The organism is Halorarum halophilum (assembly GCF_013401515.1).
GTDB classification, from domain to species: Archaea; Halobacteriota; Halobacteria; order Halobacteriales; family Haloferacaceae; genus Halorarum; species Halorarum halophilum.
Window position 1 is genome coordinate 1,682,799 of the sequence record NZ_CP058529.1, and the last position, 14,581, is coordinate 1,697,379.

General features: G+C 69.9%; 14 protein-coding genes. 8 read left to right on the forward strand and 6 right to left on the reverse strand.

Translation table 11 applies throughout. The annotated features are described in order from the left end of the window. Position 1 precedes the first annotated feature (1 nt). Both HUG10_RS08575 and HUG10_RS08580 read left to right on the forward strand, forming a co-directional pair. On the forward strand, positions 2-1,288 hold the full coding sequence (locus HUG10_RS08575; protein ID WP_179169177.1) for an MgtC/SapB family protein: 1,287 nt from the start codon (positions 2-4) through the stop codon (positions 1,286-1,288). Positions 1,289-1,401: 113 nt separating this feature from the next. Beyond that, positions 1,402-2,751: an aminotransferase class III-fold pyridoxal phosphate-dependent enzyme gene (locus tag HUG10_RS08580; RefSeq protein WP_179169178.1), complete on the forward strand. Its 1,350-nt coding sequence runs from the start codon at positions 1,402-1,404 to the stop codon at positions 2,749-2,751. A gap of 222 nt (positions 2,752-2,973) precedes the next feature. Here the strand turns inward: HUG10_RS08580 and HUG10_RS08585 are convergent, their stop codons facing one another. Beyond that, on the reverse strand, positions 2,974-3,294 hold the full coding sequence (locus HUG10_RS08585; RefSeq protein WP_179169179.1) for a hypothetical protein: 321 nt from the start codon (positions 3,292-3,294) through the stop codon (positions 2,974-2,976). A 36-nt stretch (positions 3,295-3,330) separates the two neighbouring features. Beyond that, positions 3,331-3,483, reverse strand: coding sequence for a hypothetical protein (locus HUG10_RS08590; RefSeq protein ID WP_179169180.1), 153 nt, complete (start codon positions 3,481-3,483; stop codon positions 3,331-3,333). A gap of 156 nt (positions 3,484-3,639) precedes the next feature. Between HUG10_RS08590 and HUG10_RS08595 the strand changes: the two genes are divergently transcribed. The 3 genes from HUG10_RS08595 to thiD all read left to right on the forward strand — a co-directional run bounded on the left by HUG10_RS08595 (position 3,640) and on the right by thiD (position 7,086). Beyond that, positions 3,640-4,563 carry an A/G-specific adenine glycosylase gene (locus tag HUG10_RS08595; RefSeq protein ID WP_179169181.1) on the forward strand — a complete coding sequence of 308 codons (924 nt, stop codon included), beginning with the start codon at positions 3,640-3,642 and terminating at the stop codon, positions 4,561-4,563. Between the two features lie 133 nt (positions 4,564-4,696). After that, positions 4,697-5,719 (forward strand): AIR synthase family protein, encoded by a 1,023-nt coding sequence (locus tag HUG10_RS08600; protein ID WP_179169182.1) that lies wholly within the window; start codon positions 4,697-4,699, stop codon positions 5,717-5,719. Further along, on the forward strand, positions 5,719-7,086 hold the full coding sequence (gene thiD, locus HUG10_RS08605; protein ID WP_179171033.1) for a bifunctional hydroxymethylpyrimidine kinase/phosphomethylpyrimidine kinase: 1,368 nt from the start codon (positions 5,719-5,721) through the stop codon (positions 7,084-7,086). Before HUG10_RS08600 ends, thiD begins: the two co-directional genes overlap by 1 nt. A gap of 24 nt (positions 7,087-7,110) precedes the next feature. On the opposite strand, the gene HUG10_RS08610 is transcribed toward thiD, so the two are convergent. After that, positions 7,111-8,175 carry a Gfo/Idh/MocA family protein gene (locus HUG10_RS08610; protein WP_179169183.1) on the reverse strand — a complete coding sequence of 355 codons (1,065 nt, stop codon included), beginning with the start codon at positions 8,173-8,175 and terminating at the stop codon, positions 7,111-7,113. Positions 8,176-8,316: 141 nt separating this feature from the next. On the opposite strand from HUG10_RS08610, the gene HUG10_RS08615 reads away from it, so the two are divergent. Further along, on the forward strand, positions 8,317-9,741 hold the full coding sequence (locus tag HUG10_RS08615) for a sulfatase-like hydrolase/transferase (protein WP_179169184.1): 1,425 nt from the start codon (positions 8,317-8,319) through the stop codon (positions 9,739-9,741). A 1-nt stretch (position 9,742) separates the two neighbouring features. Here the strand turns inward: HUG10_RS08615 and HUG10_RS08620 are convergent, their stop codons facing one another. Beyond that, the gene (locus HUG10_RS08620; RefSeq protein WP_179169185.1) at positions 9,743-11,206 is read right to left on the reverse strand and encodes a sulfatase; all 1,464 of its coding nucleotides are present in this window, start codon (positions 11,204-11,206) and stop codon (positions 9,743-9,745) included. An 806-nt stretch (positions 11,207-12,012) separates the two neighbouring features. Between HUG10_RS08620 and HUG10_RS08625 the strand changes: the two genes are divergently transcribed. Beyond that, on the forward strand, positions 12,013-12,159 hold the full coding sequence (locus tag HUG10_RS08625) for a DUF7563 family protein (RefSeq protein ID WP_179169186.1): 147 nt from the start codon (positions 12,013-12,015) through the stop codon (positions 12,157-12,159). Between the two features lie 70 nt (positions 12,160-12,229). Then, on the forward strand, positions 12,230-12,730 hold the full coding sequence (locus HUG10_RS08630; RefSeq protein ID WP_179169187.1) for an SHOCT domain-containing protein: 501 nt from the start codon (positions 12,230-12,232) through the stop codon (positions 12,728-12,730). Positions 12,731-12,810: 80 nt separating this feature from the next. Here HUG10_RS08630 and HUG10_RS08635 read toward each other — a convergent pair whose 3' ends face one another. Continuing rightward, positions 12,811-13,515, reverse strand: a complete 705-nt coding sequence (locus HUG10_RS08635; protein WP_179169188.1) for an SDR family NAD(P)-dependent oxidoreductase — start codon at positions 13,513-13,515, stop codon at positions 12,811-12,813. A 99-nt stretch (positions 13,516-13,614) separates the two neighbouring features. Then, positions 13,615-14,580: an NADPH:quinone reductase gene (locus tag HUG10_RS08640; RefSeq protein WP_179169189.1), complete on the reverse strand. Its 966-nt coding sequence runs from the start codon at positions 14,578-14,580 to the stop codon at positions 13,615-13,617. Between the last annotated feature and the right edge of the window lies 1 nt (position 14,581).

Genomic DNA, 14,581 nt, shown 5'->3' on the forward strand with positions numbered 1-14,581 from the left:
CATGTTTCCGCTACAGGGCGACGCCCTCGCGGGCCCCCTCTCGCTCCCGGTGGTCCGCCTCGTGCTCGCCGCCGCGCTCGGACTCTTTCTCGGCCTGGAGCGCGAGTGGTCGCAGAAGTCGGCCGGCATCCGCACGTTCTCCCTCACGAGCCTCGTCGCCGCCGTGTTCACGCTCCTCGCCGAGCAGAGCGAACTCGGGCAGGCGCTGCTGGCCGTGGGCGGCGTGCTCGTCATCGTCCAGGGGGTCCTGCTCGCCATCAGGGGGCTCCGCCAGGACGTGGAGGGGGACTCGCTCGCGCTCACGACCTCCGTCTCGCTCATGGCGGCCTACGGCGTCGGCGCGCTCGTCGCCGGGGGCTACATCCTCGAGGGGGTGACCGTCGCGTTCGTCTCCTCGGCGCTGCTCGTTCTGAAGCGGGAACTCCACTCGTTCGCGGGCGAACTCTCCCGCGAGGAGATCCGGTCGATGATCGAGTTCGCCATCCTCGCGTTCGTCATCTACCCGCTGCTTCCTGCGGGCCAGCAGGACGTCTACGGCATCGGCTTCGAACCGCGCGTGGCGTGGTTGATGGTGGTGACGGTCGCCGGCATCGGCATGGCGAACTACGCGCTCGTGCGGACGTACGGCGGCCGGGGCATCGCCGTCACCGGCTTCTTCGGCGGGCTGGCGTCCTCGACCGCCGTCGTCGGGACCATGCTGGACTACGTGAAGGGGCGCAAGGAGGGGATCTCCTACGCGGTCGCGGCGGTGTTGCTCGCCAACGCTGCGATGGCGCTCCGGAACCTCGCCATCGCCGTCGCGTTCACGATCGGCCACGACGGACGGATGCTCACAGGCGTGTTCGTCCCGCTGGGCATCCTCGTGGTCGGGAGCTTCGCCATCGCCGGGGTGACGGCGGACTGGGATACGCACGTCGACGTGGACATCGAGGACCCGTTCTCGCTGCGGAACGCCCTCGCGTTCGGCGTCGTGTTCCTGCTCATCCTCGCGGTGAGTTCGGTCGCCCAGAGCGAGTTCGGCACCGCCGGGCTGTACGTCACCGCGCTCCTCTCGGGGCTCGTCTCCTCGGCGGGCGCGACGACGTCGGCCGTCCTGCTGTACCGCGCCGGCACCATCGGCGAGAACAGCGCGGTGATCGCGGTGCTGCTCGCGACAGCCGCCAGCGTGGCGGTCAAGGTGGGACTGGCCGCGGCGGGGCCGAGCGGGTTCTCCCGGCGGGTCGCCGGCTGGAGCGCCGCGCTCCTCGTCGCCGCCGGCGGGGCGACGGCCGCGCTGGCCGTCGCCTGACGCGGACCGGCGGATCGCGTGAGAGGGGGCGGCGACGGCTCAGGGGTCGGCAAGGTGTGTCGATACGGAAAGGATTACGTCGGCTTTATTCGTCGACCCGCCGACCGGGCGACATGGACCGCGACACCGTCGAACCCAGCGTCACGACGATGCCCGGGAAGCGGGCACGGGAGTGGGCCGAGTACCACCGTGACGTGGCCGCGACGAGCACGTACGTCTACGACTTCGTCTGGGACATCACCGACGACGCGGAGGGGCCGTTCGTCACCGACGTCGACGACAACGTCCTGCTGGATTTCACCTCCCACGTCGCCGCCGCGCCGCTCGGGTACAACAACCCGAAGATCATGGACCGCATGGCGGAGTTCGACCTCGTCGATCCGACGAAGATCGCCGGCCAGGACTTCTACCTCTCCGACGGCAGCGACCCCGGCGAGTCGTCACTCCCCGGCCCCACTGAGCTGATGCACCTCCTGACGGACGTCACCTCCCACTACGGGATGGACACCGTGTTCCTCTCGAACTCCGGCGCGGAGGCGGTCGAGAACGCCATCAAGGTGTGCTACGACAACTCCGGCGGCGGCAAGTACGGGATCACGTTCGACGGCGCCTTCCACGGCCGGACGCTCGGGGCGCTGTCGCTCAACCGCTCGAAGTCGGTCTACCGCAAGCACTTCCCCGAAATTCCGGGCGTCCACGACGTCCCGTTCTGCGACGACGCCGGCGACGACCCGGCCGCGTGCTCGTGCGGCTTCTTCGTCGACGGCGGCGAGACCTCCGTCCTGCGCGAGAAGCTCCACCCGAAGCGCGGGCACGTCGACGCGGAGGAGGTGTCCTACCTCATCATGGAGCCGATCCAGGGCGAGGGGGGCTACCGGTTCCCGAGCGAGGCGTTCATGCGGGAGGTCGCCGACCTCTGTTCGGAGTACGACATCCCCCTGATCGCCGACGAGATCCAGTCGGGGCTCGGCCGCACGGGCGAGATGTGGGGCTCGGACCACTACGCCGTCGAACCCGACATCATCACGGCGGCGAAGGGCGCACGGGTCGGCGCGACCATCGGCCGCGAGGACCTGTTCCCCGACGAGCGGGCCAGGCTCTCCTCGACGTGGGGCGCCGGGGACATCGTGGCCTCGATGCAGGGCGTGTTCACCCTGGAGGCGATCCAGGAGCACGACCTGCTAGCGAACGCGGTCGCCCGCGGCGAGCAGTTCCAGGAGACGCTGACCGACGCCGATCCCGACGGCGTCGCCGACGTACGCGGCAAGGGGCTGATGCTCGGCGTCGAGTTCGAGTCGCAGGAACTGCGCGACGACGTCCAGCACGAGGCGCTCACCGACGGCCTGCTCACCCTCTCCTGTGGCTACGACGTCCTGCGGATCCTCCCGCCGCTCGACGTGACCGAACGCGAGATCGGCATCGGCACGGACATGCTCCTCGACGCGATCGAGGAAGCGGCGTAGAAACGGCCGGTACGAAACTCCTCCTGCGACGATTTCGAGCAACCGACTGCGGTGTCACCAGCAGTCGTACCGCGAGCAAGGGAGGCACGGCGAAGCCGTGCCGACCGCGCTCGCGGTGTTTTGGCATGAACGGGTTTTACCGGGGTTCGACGAGCGAGGGCGGCTTCGCCGCCCGAACGAGGAGGACCCCGGTAAAAGAGGTTCCTTGGAAGCGGTTCGTTCCTACATCTGGTACCTGCGCTCGTCGTCGCGCTGGGGGTACTGGTCCCGGCCGGTCATCTCGTCGTAGGTCATGCCGGCGAGGTACTCGTCGTAGGTGACGTCGAACCCCTGCCGGAGGTTGAAGTCGAGATCGCCGGTGTCGACCGATGCGCGGAACAGCGCGTGGACGCCCCGTCGGATCAGTTCGTCGCGGTCGGCGTCGAAGGCCGCCGCGAGCATCGCGAGTTCGTTGCGCGTCTCCCGGTCGAGTTCGACCGTCACCTCGTCGTCGAGGTCGCCGTACGCGTCGCCGAGGTCGGCCTCGAGTTTGTCGAGTCCCATGGCCGGAAGAGGGCGGAGGGCCGGATACCAGTTACGCTACGCGGTCTTCACGGCCATCGCGACGGCGATCCCCACGAGCGCGACTGCGACTACGGCCGCGACGGGACCGTAGGAGTTCCCGGCGAGCAGTGTTACAGGGACGGTGAGAAGTCCTACCCCGGCACCCAGCCAGACGGCGGAGTTCGACACACACAATCGAAACCGAGCGCCGGTTGTAAACCTTCTGCAGGCACTGGATGGGGGTCGGGGACGAGTCTCAGGAGGGGGCCGTGCGGGGCGGCCGTTCGCCCCACCCGTCGCCCCCGACCGTGACCGATAAACGCCCGCCCGTCGCAGGTGCTATCGATGACGGACCGCCTCCCGGAACTGGCCGCCGACGCGGACGTCGAAGCCGCCCGCGAGGCGCTCGTCTCGTGGTACGAGGCGGACCACCGGGAGTTCCCGTGGCGCCGGACCGACGACCCGTACCGCATCCTCGTCTCGGAGGTGATGAGCCAGCAGACCCAGCTCTCGCGGGTCGAGGAGGCGTACGCCGACTTCCTCGACCGCTGGCCGGCGGTGACCGACCTCGCGGCGGCCGAGCGCGGCGACGTCGTCGCGTTCTGGTCGGCCCACTCGCTGGGGTACAACAACCGGGCGAAGTACCTCCACGAGGCCGCGAACCAGGTGGTGGACGAGTACGACGGCTCGTTCCCGGAGTCGCCCGACGAGCTGCAGGAGCTGATGGGCGTCGGCCCGTACACCGCGAACGCCGTCGCCTCGTTCGCGTTCAACAACGGCGACGCCGTGGTGGACACGAACGTCAAGCGGGTTCTCCACCGCGCGTTCGGCGTTCCCGACGACGACGCGGCGTTCGAGGAGGCCGCGTCGTCCCTGATGCCCGCGGGCGAGTCGCGGGTCTGGAACAACGCGATCATGGAACTGGGCGGCGTCGCCTGCGGCACGACGCCTCGGTGCGAGGAGGCCGGCTGTCCGTGGCGGCGCTGGTGTCACGCCTACAGGACCGGCGACTTCACGGCGCCCGACGTCCCCGAGCAGCCGAGCTTCGAGGGGAGCCGGCGCCAGTTCCGCGGCCGCGTCGTTTCGACGCTGAAGGAGTACGACGAACTCCCGCTGTCGAAGCTCGGCCCCCGAATCCGAGTGGACTACGCGCCAGGCGGCGAGTACGGTCGCGAGTGGCTCGACGGGCTGCTCGCGGACCTGGCCGACGACGGGTTGGTCGAGGTCGAGGCGGGCGACGGCGAGACCGTCGCGCGGCTTCGGCGGTAAGTCGGCGATCGGTCCACCCGTCGCGAACTCCTTTGCTCTTCGAGTCCAGCACGTACCGTAGTCCCGGCACCGTCAGCGCGAACCGGCGCAGCTGGTCACCACCCATATGTACAACCTAGTTGTACACCCGGGTATGGCCAACCTCGGAAAGGTCGACCGCGAGTTCTTCGACGAACTGATCTACCCGAACCTCGGCGCGGACAGGGAGGACGTGACGCTCGAACCCCAGCACGGCGTCGACTTCGGCGCGATCGCCGTCGGCGGGCGAAGCGTCGTACTGGCGACGGATCCGGTGTTCGTCATGCCGTCGCTCGGCTTCGAGCGTGCGGCGTGGTTCGCGTTCCACATCCTGATGAGCGACGTGGCCGTGAGCGGTCTGCCGCCCACCCACCTCTCGATCGATTTCAACCTCCCGCCCGAGATCACCGACGACCAGTTCCGCACCCTCTGGGAGACGTTCGACCGCGAGGCACGCGATCTCGGCGTCGGCGTCGTCACCGGCCACACCGCCCGCTACGCCGGCTGTAACTACCCGATGGTCGGCGGCGCGACGGTCCTCGGCGTGGGCGACCCCGACGACGTCGTCCGCCCCGACGGCGCGCGGCCGGGTGACGCCGTCGTCGTCACCAAGGGACCGGCGATCGAGACGACCGGACTGCTCTCCATCCAGTTCGAGGAGCTACTCGACCTGCCTGCCGACACCGTCGAGGCCGCCCAGGAGCGCTTCTCGGACATGAGCCCCGTGCGCGACGCGCTGACCGCGGCCGCGGCCGGCGACGTGACCGCGATGCACGACGCCACCGAGTGCGGCGTCTACGGCGGGCTCTTCGAACTGGCGCGGGCCGGCGGCGTCCGACTCGACGTCAAACGCGACGAGATCCCGGTGCTCCCGGGCGTCCGGGAGATCTGCGACTTCTTCGATATCGACCCGTGGGCGGCGATCAGCGAGGGAACGCTCCTCTGCACCGTCGCGCCGGGGAACGTCGGGGACGTCCTCGACGCGCTCGACGCCGAGGGGATCCCGGCGGCCGAGGTCGGGACGGCGAGCGATGGCGACGGCGTGTACGTGGACGGCGACCGCATCGAACACCCCGGCGTCGACCCCTTCTGGGGCGCCTTCGAGGAGAACATGGAGAAACTGGAGGAGAGCTCGTGATCCGAACGTCGGCGCCCGAACTCCGGCCTGTTTCGCTCACGATCGCCGGGAGCGACTCGGGCGGCGGCGCGGGGATACAGGCCGACATCAAGACGATGGAGGCCCGCGGCGCGTTCGCGACCAGCGTGATCACGAGCGTGACGGCACAGAACACGCGCGGCGTGCGAAGCGCGTACACGCTCCTGCTCGAGGAGATCGAGGCGCAGTACGAGGCGGTCGTCTCCGACTTCGACGTGCGCGCGGTGAAGACGGGCATGCTCGCCGAAGCGCCGGTCGTCGAGCGCGTGACGGAGTGGGCGGCCGACGTCGACGCTCCCGTCGTCGTCGACCCCGTGATGATCGCGACCTCCGGCGACCGACTACTCGAACCCGCGGGCGAGGACGCCTACGAGGCGTTGATCCGGGAGTCCACGCTGGTCACGCCCAACGCGGACGAGGCGGCGGTACTCACCGACGTCAGGCCGGTCGACGCCGAAACGGCCCGGGAGGCCGGCGAGGTGCTGGTCGACCGCGGCGCGACCGCGGCGCTCGTGAAGGGCGGTCACGTCGAGGGGGAGTCGGTCCGGGACGTGCTCGTGACCGGCGACGACGTCGAGGAGTTCGTCCACCCGCGGATCGCAACCGACGCGACCCACGGCTCCGGCTGTACCCTGTCGAGCGCCATCGCCGCGAACCTCGCGCAGGGGGAGTCGCTGAAGCCGGCCGTCGAGCGGGGCGTCGAGTTCACAGAGCGGGCGGTCCGCTACCCGCTGGACGTCGGAGCGGGTTCCGGATCGGTCCACCACCTGGCCGAACTCCGCGAGCGGGCCGCCCGCCAGCCGACGGCCGAGCGGGTCGAGGCGGTCGTCCGCGCGTTCGTCGACGCCGACGTCGGCCCGCTCGTCCCCGAGGTGGGGATGAACGTGGTCGGCGCGACCCCGTACGCCGAGTCGGTCGGCGAGACCGCCGCCGTCGAGGGCCGCATCACGCGTACGCTGGACGGCGTGCATCCGAACCGCGGCGTCCGGTTCGGGGCCTCCAGCCACGTCGCGCGGTTCCTGCTCGCGACGCGCGAGCGCGACCCGAGCCTGCGGTTCGCCGTCAACTGCCGCTTCGACGGGGAGGTCGAGGCGGCGCTCCCCGCGCTCGACGGGCCGGTGAGCGAGTTCGAGCGCGCGGAGGAGCCGGAGGACGTGAAGGCCGAGGAGGGGAGTACGATGGGGTGGGGCGCCCGTCGGTCGTTCGAGCGAGTCGACGGCACGCCGGTCGCGGTGGTCGACCGCGGGGAGGTCGGGAAGGAGGCGATCGTCAAGCTCCTGGCCGACGACGCGGAGACACTGCGCGAGCGGACGCTGTCGTTGCTCGGGGCGGTGGCCGCCGGTGGCTGAGGCCGTCCCCCACGCGCGGAGCCGCTACTCCAGCGCCACGTCGTCGGGGTCGACGGCGACGAACGACCCGTCGCCGCGTGCCGACTCGTAGGCCGCCTCGGTGACGGCGGTCACCCGAAGGCCGTCGAGGGCGGTCGCCACGGGCTTCTCGTCCGTCCTGATCGCGTCGACGAACGCGTCGGCCTTCGTCCGCTGGTCCTCGTACTCGATCCGCGGGCGGTACTCGCCGCTCTCCTCGTCGATCTCGGCGTACTCGCTCGGCTCCCAGTCCTGGCTGTCGAGCGCGACGGCGCCCTGCCCGTCCCACATCCGCACGTGCTCGCGCATGCACGGGGTCTCGCCAGAGAGCGAGAACGAGGCCGTTGCGCCGTTCGTGAACCGGACGGTGACGTTCGCTCGGCCGTCGACGCGCTCCTCGTCGTCGACGAATTCCATGCTCGCCGAGACGGACTCGGGGGTGAGCCGGGTGCTCCACAGCACGCAGTCGAGCAGGTGGCTCCCGGTGTCGTACAGGTAGCCGCCGCCGGAGAGGTCCGGATTCTGCCGCCAGGTCCCCTCGAAGCGGTCGACCCAGTCCTGACACACCTCGGCGGTGATCCAGCGGGGCTCGCGTCCCTCCTCGTCCCACACCCCGCGTGCCTCGACGAACGCCTCGTAGAGGTGACGCTGGTAGCCGACCATCAGCACCTCGTCGCGTTCGCGGTCGCGCTCCACGAGGGCGCGCGCGTCGTCGAGGTCGGTCGTGAGCGGCTTGTCGCAGAGCACGTGGAGGTCGTGCTCGAACGCCGCGAGGACCTGGTCGTAGTGGAGGGTGTGGGGCGTCCCGATGAGCACCGCGTCGAGCGCCTCGGCGTCGAGCATCGCCGCGTAGTCGGTGTACCTGGAGTCGGCGTCGACCCCCAGTTCGACGCCGGCCGTTTCGAGGACCCCCTCGTCGATGTCGACGAGCGCGTCGACGCGCGCGTCCTCGTGCTCGACGAACTCCCCGCCCACCGTCGTTCCGATGTACCCACCGCCGACGACGCCGACCCGGAGTGGGTCTGCCTCGCCGGCATGGGCGGTCTCGCTGTCTACCGCGGTCTCTACCATAGTGGGGACGAGTTCGAGAAGCTCAAAAGGCGCTGTGGCCCTGACCCTCCGATCCGGCCGACGACCGACTCGCGGACGCGAGGAGATGCGACGTCCCAGTCCGCCGCCCGACTTTACCGTCCCGGGCCCGAAAGGCACCCGATGGCCGATAGTCGCCCGAACGTCCTCTTCGTCCTGACCGACCAGGAGCGGTACGACTACACGGCCCCTGACGGGCCGCCAGTCGAGACGCCCGAACTCGACCGGCTGTCGCGGGACGGGGTGCGGTTCGAGCGGGCGTACACGCCGACGAGCATCTGCTCCAGCGCCCGCGCGTCGCTGCTGACGGGGCTCTACCCCCACAACCACGGGATGGTGAACAACACGCACGAGGCCGACGCCATCCAGCCGAACCTGCCGCCCGACCTCCCAACGTTCGGGGAGGGACTCGCCGACGTCGGCTACCGCAACACCTATCTCGGCAAGTGGCACGTCGGCCGCGACCAGACGCCGGACGACTTCGGCTTCTCGTACCTCGGCGGTAGCGACGCGCACCACGACAACATCGACAGTGCGTTCGGGGAGTACCGGGCTGACATGGGGGTCGAGGTGGACGAGGCGGACCTGGAGGACCCGATATACACGGACGACGGGTCGCTGGTGGCCGCGACCGACCCCGTCCCCGTCGAGGCGACGCGGCCGTACTTCCTCGCGGAGCGGACGATCGAGGAACTCCGCCGGGCGGCCGACGCGGACGCCCCGTTCTTCCACCGGACGGACTTCCTCGGCCCGCACCACCCCTACGTCGTCCCCGAGCCGTACGCCTCGATGTACGACCCGGACGAGATCGAGCTCCCGAACTCGTACGCCGAGACGTTCGACGGCAAGCCCCAGGTCCACGAGAACTACGTCGACTACCGGGGCGTCAGGGAGTTCGGCCGGGAGACGTGGGCCGAGGTGATCGCCGCCAACCGGGGGTTCATGACACTCATCGACGACCAGGTCGGCCGGGTACTCAACGCGATCGACGACCTGGGCCTGACCGACGACACGGTCGTGGCGCACGCGTCCGACCACGGCGACTTCGTCGGGGGGCACCGCCAGTTCAACAAGGGGCCACTGATGTACGAGGACACCTACCACGTCCCGCTCCAGATACGCTGGCCCGGCGTCGTCGAGTCGGGGTCGGTGGACGACGTCCCCGTCCGGCTCCACGACCTGATGCCGACGTTCCTCGACGTCTGCGACGCCCCGATTCCGGACGGGCTGGACGCCCGGAGCCTCCGACCGCTGCTGGAGGGCGACCGGCCCGACGACTGGCCGGAGGCCGTCGTCTCGGAGTACCACGGCGACGAGTTCGGGCTCTACACCCAGCGGATGATTCACACCGGCGACTACAAGTACGTCTTCAACTCGCCGGACGTCGACGAGCTCTACGACCTCCGCGACGATCCCGCGGAGCTACAGAACCTGATCGAACATCCCGACTTCGAGGCGGTCCGTCGGGACCTGCGCGAGCGACTCGTCGACTGGATGCACGGGACCGACGACCCCCTGCGACAGTGGGGGGCGCAGGCCCTCGGGTGAGTCAGCGGTAGCCGAGTTCGGCCAGTCTGTCCAGCGTCGCGTCGGCGATGTCGTCGTCGCCGGCTCCGGCGTCGGGGTCGGCGTGCTCGAACGACGCCAGCCACTCGTCGAGCCGGTCGTCGAGCCGCCGAACCACCCGGGGTTCCTCGGCACTCCTGTCGACCGTCTCGTACGGGTCCCGGTCGACCCGGTACAGTTCCCGTTCACCGTCGCCCCCGCGGACGTACTTCCACCGGCGCGTCCGGACCGTCCGGAGGGTTCGGTAGTAGTCGCTGACGTTGGCGGCAGCTTCCCCGAACCGCGACTCCAGCGCCTCCATCGGCGGCTGCGGGGCGAGGTACTCCGCGAACACTGCCTCGCGAGGCTCGCTCGTGGCGCCGGAGTGGAGCGACCGACCCTGCTGCTGGTCGCGGAACGCCGGCGCGTCGATCCCAGCCGCGTCCAGGAGCGTCGCGGGAAGGTCCAGGAGCTGCACCAGCTCCTCGCGGCGGCAGTCACCGTCGAACGACCCGCCGGAGACGACGAGCGGGACGTGCAACGCGGTGTCGTACACGTTGTACTGGTGGCCGAAGAGCCCGTGGTCGCCGACGTTCTCGCCGTGGTCGCCGCAGACGGCGATCACGGTGTCGTCCCACTCCCCCGCGTCGGCGAGCGCGGTCCGCAGTTCGGCGAGGTGCTCGTCCACGTACGACATCTCCCCCCTGTAGAGCCCTCGCAGCGCCGCGAACTCCTCGTCGCTCAGGTCGTACTCGCCCACGTCGAACGCGCGCGGTTCCTGGCGGATCTCCGTCGCCTCCTCGTAGCTCACCCCGTCGGGGAGGTACGGCTCCGCGTGCTCCCGGGGCGGGTCGTAGGGGACGTGCGGCTCCAGGAAGTTGAGGAAGAGGAAGAACGGGCGGTCGTCGTCGCGTCCGCCGAGCCAACGCCGGACGTGGTCGTTCGTCCGGGCCCCGCCGTCGGCGCCCGCCGGCTGGAACACCTCGCTGTAGAGGAGGTTCGCGACGTTGACCAGCGGGCTCCCCTCGAACAGCCGCTCCCTCGCGGCCTCTACCGTTCCGGAGAGCGACTTCGACCGGACGACGGGCCCGAGGTCGACGTCCGACTGGACGTACTGCCAGCCGCGGTGGAGCCGGTCGAAGCCGCGGTCGAAGTCGAACTCGTCGGTGATCCACGTGTTGTTCGAGAAGCCGACCGTCTCGTAGCCGGCGTCCGAGAAACACTCGGGGAGTGTCCGCAACGAGGTGCCGAGCGCGGGGTTCTCGCCGTGCGTGCCGTGCTTCGACGAGTAGGTTCCAGTGAACAAGGAGCCGTGGGATGGGACCGTCCACGGGGCGCTGCTGAACGCGTTCGCGAACAGCGTCCCCTCGCGCCCGAGCGCGGTCAACGTCGGGGCGACGTCCTCGCTCGCGTCGCGGGCGCGCATCGTGTCCATCACGACGAGGACGACGTTGGGCCGTCCCGTCATCGGACGCTCCGACGCGACGCTCGGCGGTTCGCGCTAGGATCGACTGCGGTGGAGGTCGGGGATCGGACGCGACGAGGAGGGCCGGCGGCAGGAGGAGGAGCGAGGGGAGTTGCCGGGCGGACGGCAGTCGTACGGGGACCTACAATCCGACTCAGACCTTCGTCCGACAGGGCGTGCGGTGACGCTGCCATGACCCCGAATACTCCGTCGAAGGGGAAGGGGGCGTTGCTCACATTTGCCGGGGGGTGAAGGTAACATCATGATTCTATCACCTGATTCGAGGCGTTTCCCCGCCCTTACCCCACCATTTCGGCGGTTTTAGGCCCATAGCGGATCTAGCCTCCGCCTATATGGCCAACTTCTGACTATACCGCGCCGATCCGCCGGTCAGTGGGGTCTCGCGGAAGCCTCGAACCCACTGCCCCGATCACTCAGCGGTTCGGCCCTGCCACTCGCGGGTTCGGTCGAAATCACCTGCTCGGGACAGTTGGGTATCGTCCGTGACGGGTCGAGGCCGGGACGTTCCGCGAGGTCGACCCGGAGTCGTCGCGGAAGTCGTGGTGGCCACAATCCACGGTGCGCTGACCGACGAGAGCGTTCGAGAAGGGCCCCGCTCGACCCGTCGAGTGGCGCGGCGTAGACGGTCCCGACTCTGCGCGGACCCTCCCGTCGCGACGATACAAAAGATTCGTGATATGTATCGGCAATTTTCGCGGACGCGCTCGTGTCAATCGCCCCCAAGAGAGGCCGTCACACCCCCGCTGTGGACCACAAACTGTTTATCCGGTTCGTCCGGCGGGAGTAGTATGCCGACCTGCCAGAACTGTGAGTCGTTCGTCACAGAACGCTACGTGAAGGTGTTCGAACCCGAGGGGATCACCAGCCCCCGTGCGTGCCCCCACTGCGAGGACATGGTCCGCCGCGGGAAGACCGTCCGCGCGAAGAAGAACTGAACGGCAGGTGGGTCGGACGCGGTCGGGGCGACCGCAACCTCTTTGTCTCTCGGTCTGACACCTTCGGCGCATGACCGGTCTCGATACGTCCCCCCTCCGCCGGCTCCACCGCCTCCTCGAACACTACACGCCCGACGGGACGCTCGGGCGACTGCTGCTCGGGGGCCCGCTTCTCGTACTCGCGCCGGTGCTGTTCTTCGGCGGCTTCGCCATGGTCACCGGCGCGATGTCGTTCCTCGTGTTCGTCACGGGACTCGTCTTCCTCCTCGCATCCCCTCCGAGCCTCGTCCTGGGGGTGGTCTGCCTCTGGCCCGTGTACCTCTCGCTCATCGGGAACCTCGAATCGCCCGAGGCGTACCCGGGGACGAACCGTCCGACCGGCCGGTCAGACTACGAGGAGGACGCGAACCCCGAGGCGACGCTGAAGCGGCGGTACGCGGAGGGCGACATCACCCGCGAGGAGTTCGAGGAGCGCCTCGACGCCCTACTCGACGCTGGCGAACTGGGACGCGGTCGGGGGCGACGCCGGACGACGAGCGAGCGGGAACGCGAGATGGAGTCCGCCCGGTAGTCGTTCGACCGGGTGGCACCGACGCTTCATCGAGGCTCGATTCCCAACCCGGCGAGCGGATGCGAGCCGAAACTCGGGGATCAAGCCTCGCCGTACACCGGCACGGCGGCCCCGCTCGTCGGCGTCGCCGCGTCCGAACAGAGGAACAGCATCACCCGGGCCACCTCGGCCGGCATCACCCACTCGTCGCTGTACTCCATCATCTCGCGGTTCATCGGCGTGTCGAGCACCGACGGCATGACGCAGTTCGCCCGCACGGTCCCGAGGTTCTCCTCGGCGACGGACTCCGTGAATATGCGCACGCCGGCCTTGCTCGCGCGGTAGAGCGCGTCCCCCTCGCCGCCCTCCAGCCCCGACCGGGCCGACACGGCGACCATCGCCCCCTCCGACTCCCGGAGGTGGGGGAGCGCGTGCTTCGTCGCGAGGAACGCCGTCTTCAGGTTCACGTCGAAGAGCAGGCCGAACTGGCCGGCATCCGTCTCGTGGACCGGGTCGCCGCCGCGCCATGTGCCCGCGATGTTCAGCAGGCAGTCGAGCCGGCCGTGCTCGTCGACGACCGCCTCGACCGTCTCCGCCACCTCCGTCTCGTCGGTGAAGTCCGCCCGACGGAAGCGCACGCCCTCGCCGGGGTCGAGCAGGCTGTCCTCGTCGTCCACGTCCACGACGTCGCAGGCGGCGACGGTCGCGCCCGCGTCCGCGAACTCGTCCACCACGGCGCTCCCGAGCGCACCGCAGGCACCCGTGACCAGCACCACGGAATCGGTGAAGTCGAACTCGGCGTGCATGGTGAGGGGTTCGGTACCGGGCGTCACAAAGGTACCGTCGGCGAGGGTGCGGTCGGCGGCGGTCGTCGCGACCCGCCGAGGTCCGGCGCGCCGGGGTTCCTACGGCTCGACGACGAGCTTCCCGAGGAAGCTGTCCTCCATCACCGCGCGCTGGGCCTCCCCGGCCTCCTCGAGGTCGTAGCTCCGAGCGACGTCGATTTCCAGGTTCCCGTCGCTCCACAGGGTCGCCAGGTCGGCGAGCGGGTCGGCCAGCCGCGGCGTATTGAACATCGACATCAGAGTCACCTGCAGGTCCTTCGACCGGGCGTCCGAGGAACGGTCGAGCCCGATCGCCGGGTCGTTCTCGCCGATGCCGACGACGCGCGCGCCCTGCGCGGCGACGTCCGCGTCGAACTGGAGGTAGTCGTCGAGGCGGTGGTCGAGGATCACGTCGACGCCGTCGCCGCCCGCCGCCTCCGCCACCGCGTCCGCGAGGTCGTCGCGGTCGTAGTCGAGCACGACGTCGGCGCCGAGTTCCTCGAGGCGGTCGTGGTAGTCGGGCGACGCGGTGGTGACGACCCGCGCGCCGGTCGCCGCGGCGACCTGGACCGCGGCGTGGCCGACGCCGCCGGAGCCGCCGTGGACGAGCGCGGTCTCGGCGGGTCGGAGGCCGCCGTGGTCGATCAGCGCCCGCCAGGCCGTGACGGCGGCGACGCCGGCGGCGCCCGCCGCGCGGAGATCGGCGCCATCGGGGAGCACGGCGAGTCTGTCGGTCGGGACCGCGACGTACTCGGCGTAGCCGCCGGGCATCGCCATGCTCAACCCGGTTGCGTAGACTGGGTCACCCTCGGCCACGTCCTCGACGCCGTCGCCGACGGTCGCGGCCTCACCCGCCGCGTCGACGCCGGGGATCGCCGGGATGTCGTACGGCGTGTACGACCCCTCGCGGAAGTAGGTGTCCACGGGGTTCACGCCCGCCGCTGCCACCTCGACCAGCACCTCGTCGGTTCCCGGGTTGGGTCGGTCGACCTCGTCGACTCGCAGTACGTTGGGTCCGCCGTGCTCGTGGAATCTGACTGCGCGCATA

Coding starts and splice junctions, on each gene's coding strand:
- HUG10_RS08640 (WP_179169189.1), bottom strand. CDS start 14,580: ATGCGCGCAGTCAGATTCCACGAGCACGGCGGACCCAACGTACTGCGA.
- HUG10_RS08575 (WP_179169177.1), top strand. CDS start 2: ATGTTTCCGCTACAGGGCGACGCCCTCGCGGGCCCCCTCTCGCTCCCG.
- HUG10_RS08585 (WP_179169179.1), bottom strand. CDS start 3,294: ATGGGACTCGACAAACTCGAGGCCGACCTCGGCGACGCGTACGGCGAC.
- HUG10_RS08580 (WP_179169178.1), top strand. CDS start 1,402: ATGGACCGCGACACCGTCGAACCCAGCGTCACGACGATGCCCGGGAAG.
- HUG10_RS08635 (WP_179169188.1), bottom strand. CDS start 13,515: ATGCACGCCGAGTTCGACTTCACCGATTCCGTGGTGCTGGTCACGGGT.
- HUG10_RS08600 (WP_179169182.1), top strand. CDS start 4,697: ATGGCCAACCTCGGAAAGGTCGACCGCGAGTTCTTCGACGAACTGATC.
- HUG10_RS08610 (WP_179169183.1), bottom strand. CDS start 8,175: ATGGTAGAGACCGCGGTAGACAGCGAGACCGCCCATGCCGGCGAGGCA.
- HUG10_RS08620 (WP_179169185.1), bottom strand. CDS start 11,206: ATGACGGGACGGCCCAACGTCGTCCTCGTCGTGATGGACACGATGCGC.
- HUG10_RS08615 (WP_179169184.1), top strand. CDS start 8,317: ATGGCCGATAGTCGCCCGAACGTCCTCTTCGTCCTGACCGACCAGGAG.
- HUG10_RS08630 (WP_179169187.1), top strand. CDS start 12,230: ATGACCGGTCTCGATACGTCCCCCCTCCGCCGGCTCCACCGCCTCCTC.
- HUG10_RS08625 (WP_179169186.1), top strand. CDS start 12,013: ATGCCGACCTGCCAGAACTGTGAGTCGTTCGTCACAGAACGCTACGTG.
- HUG10_RS08595 (WP_179169181.1), top strand. CDS start 3,640: ATGACGGACCGCCTCCCGGAACTGGCCGCCGACGCGGACGTCGAAGCC.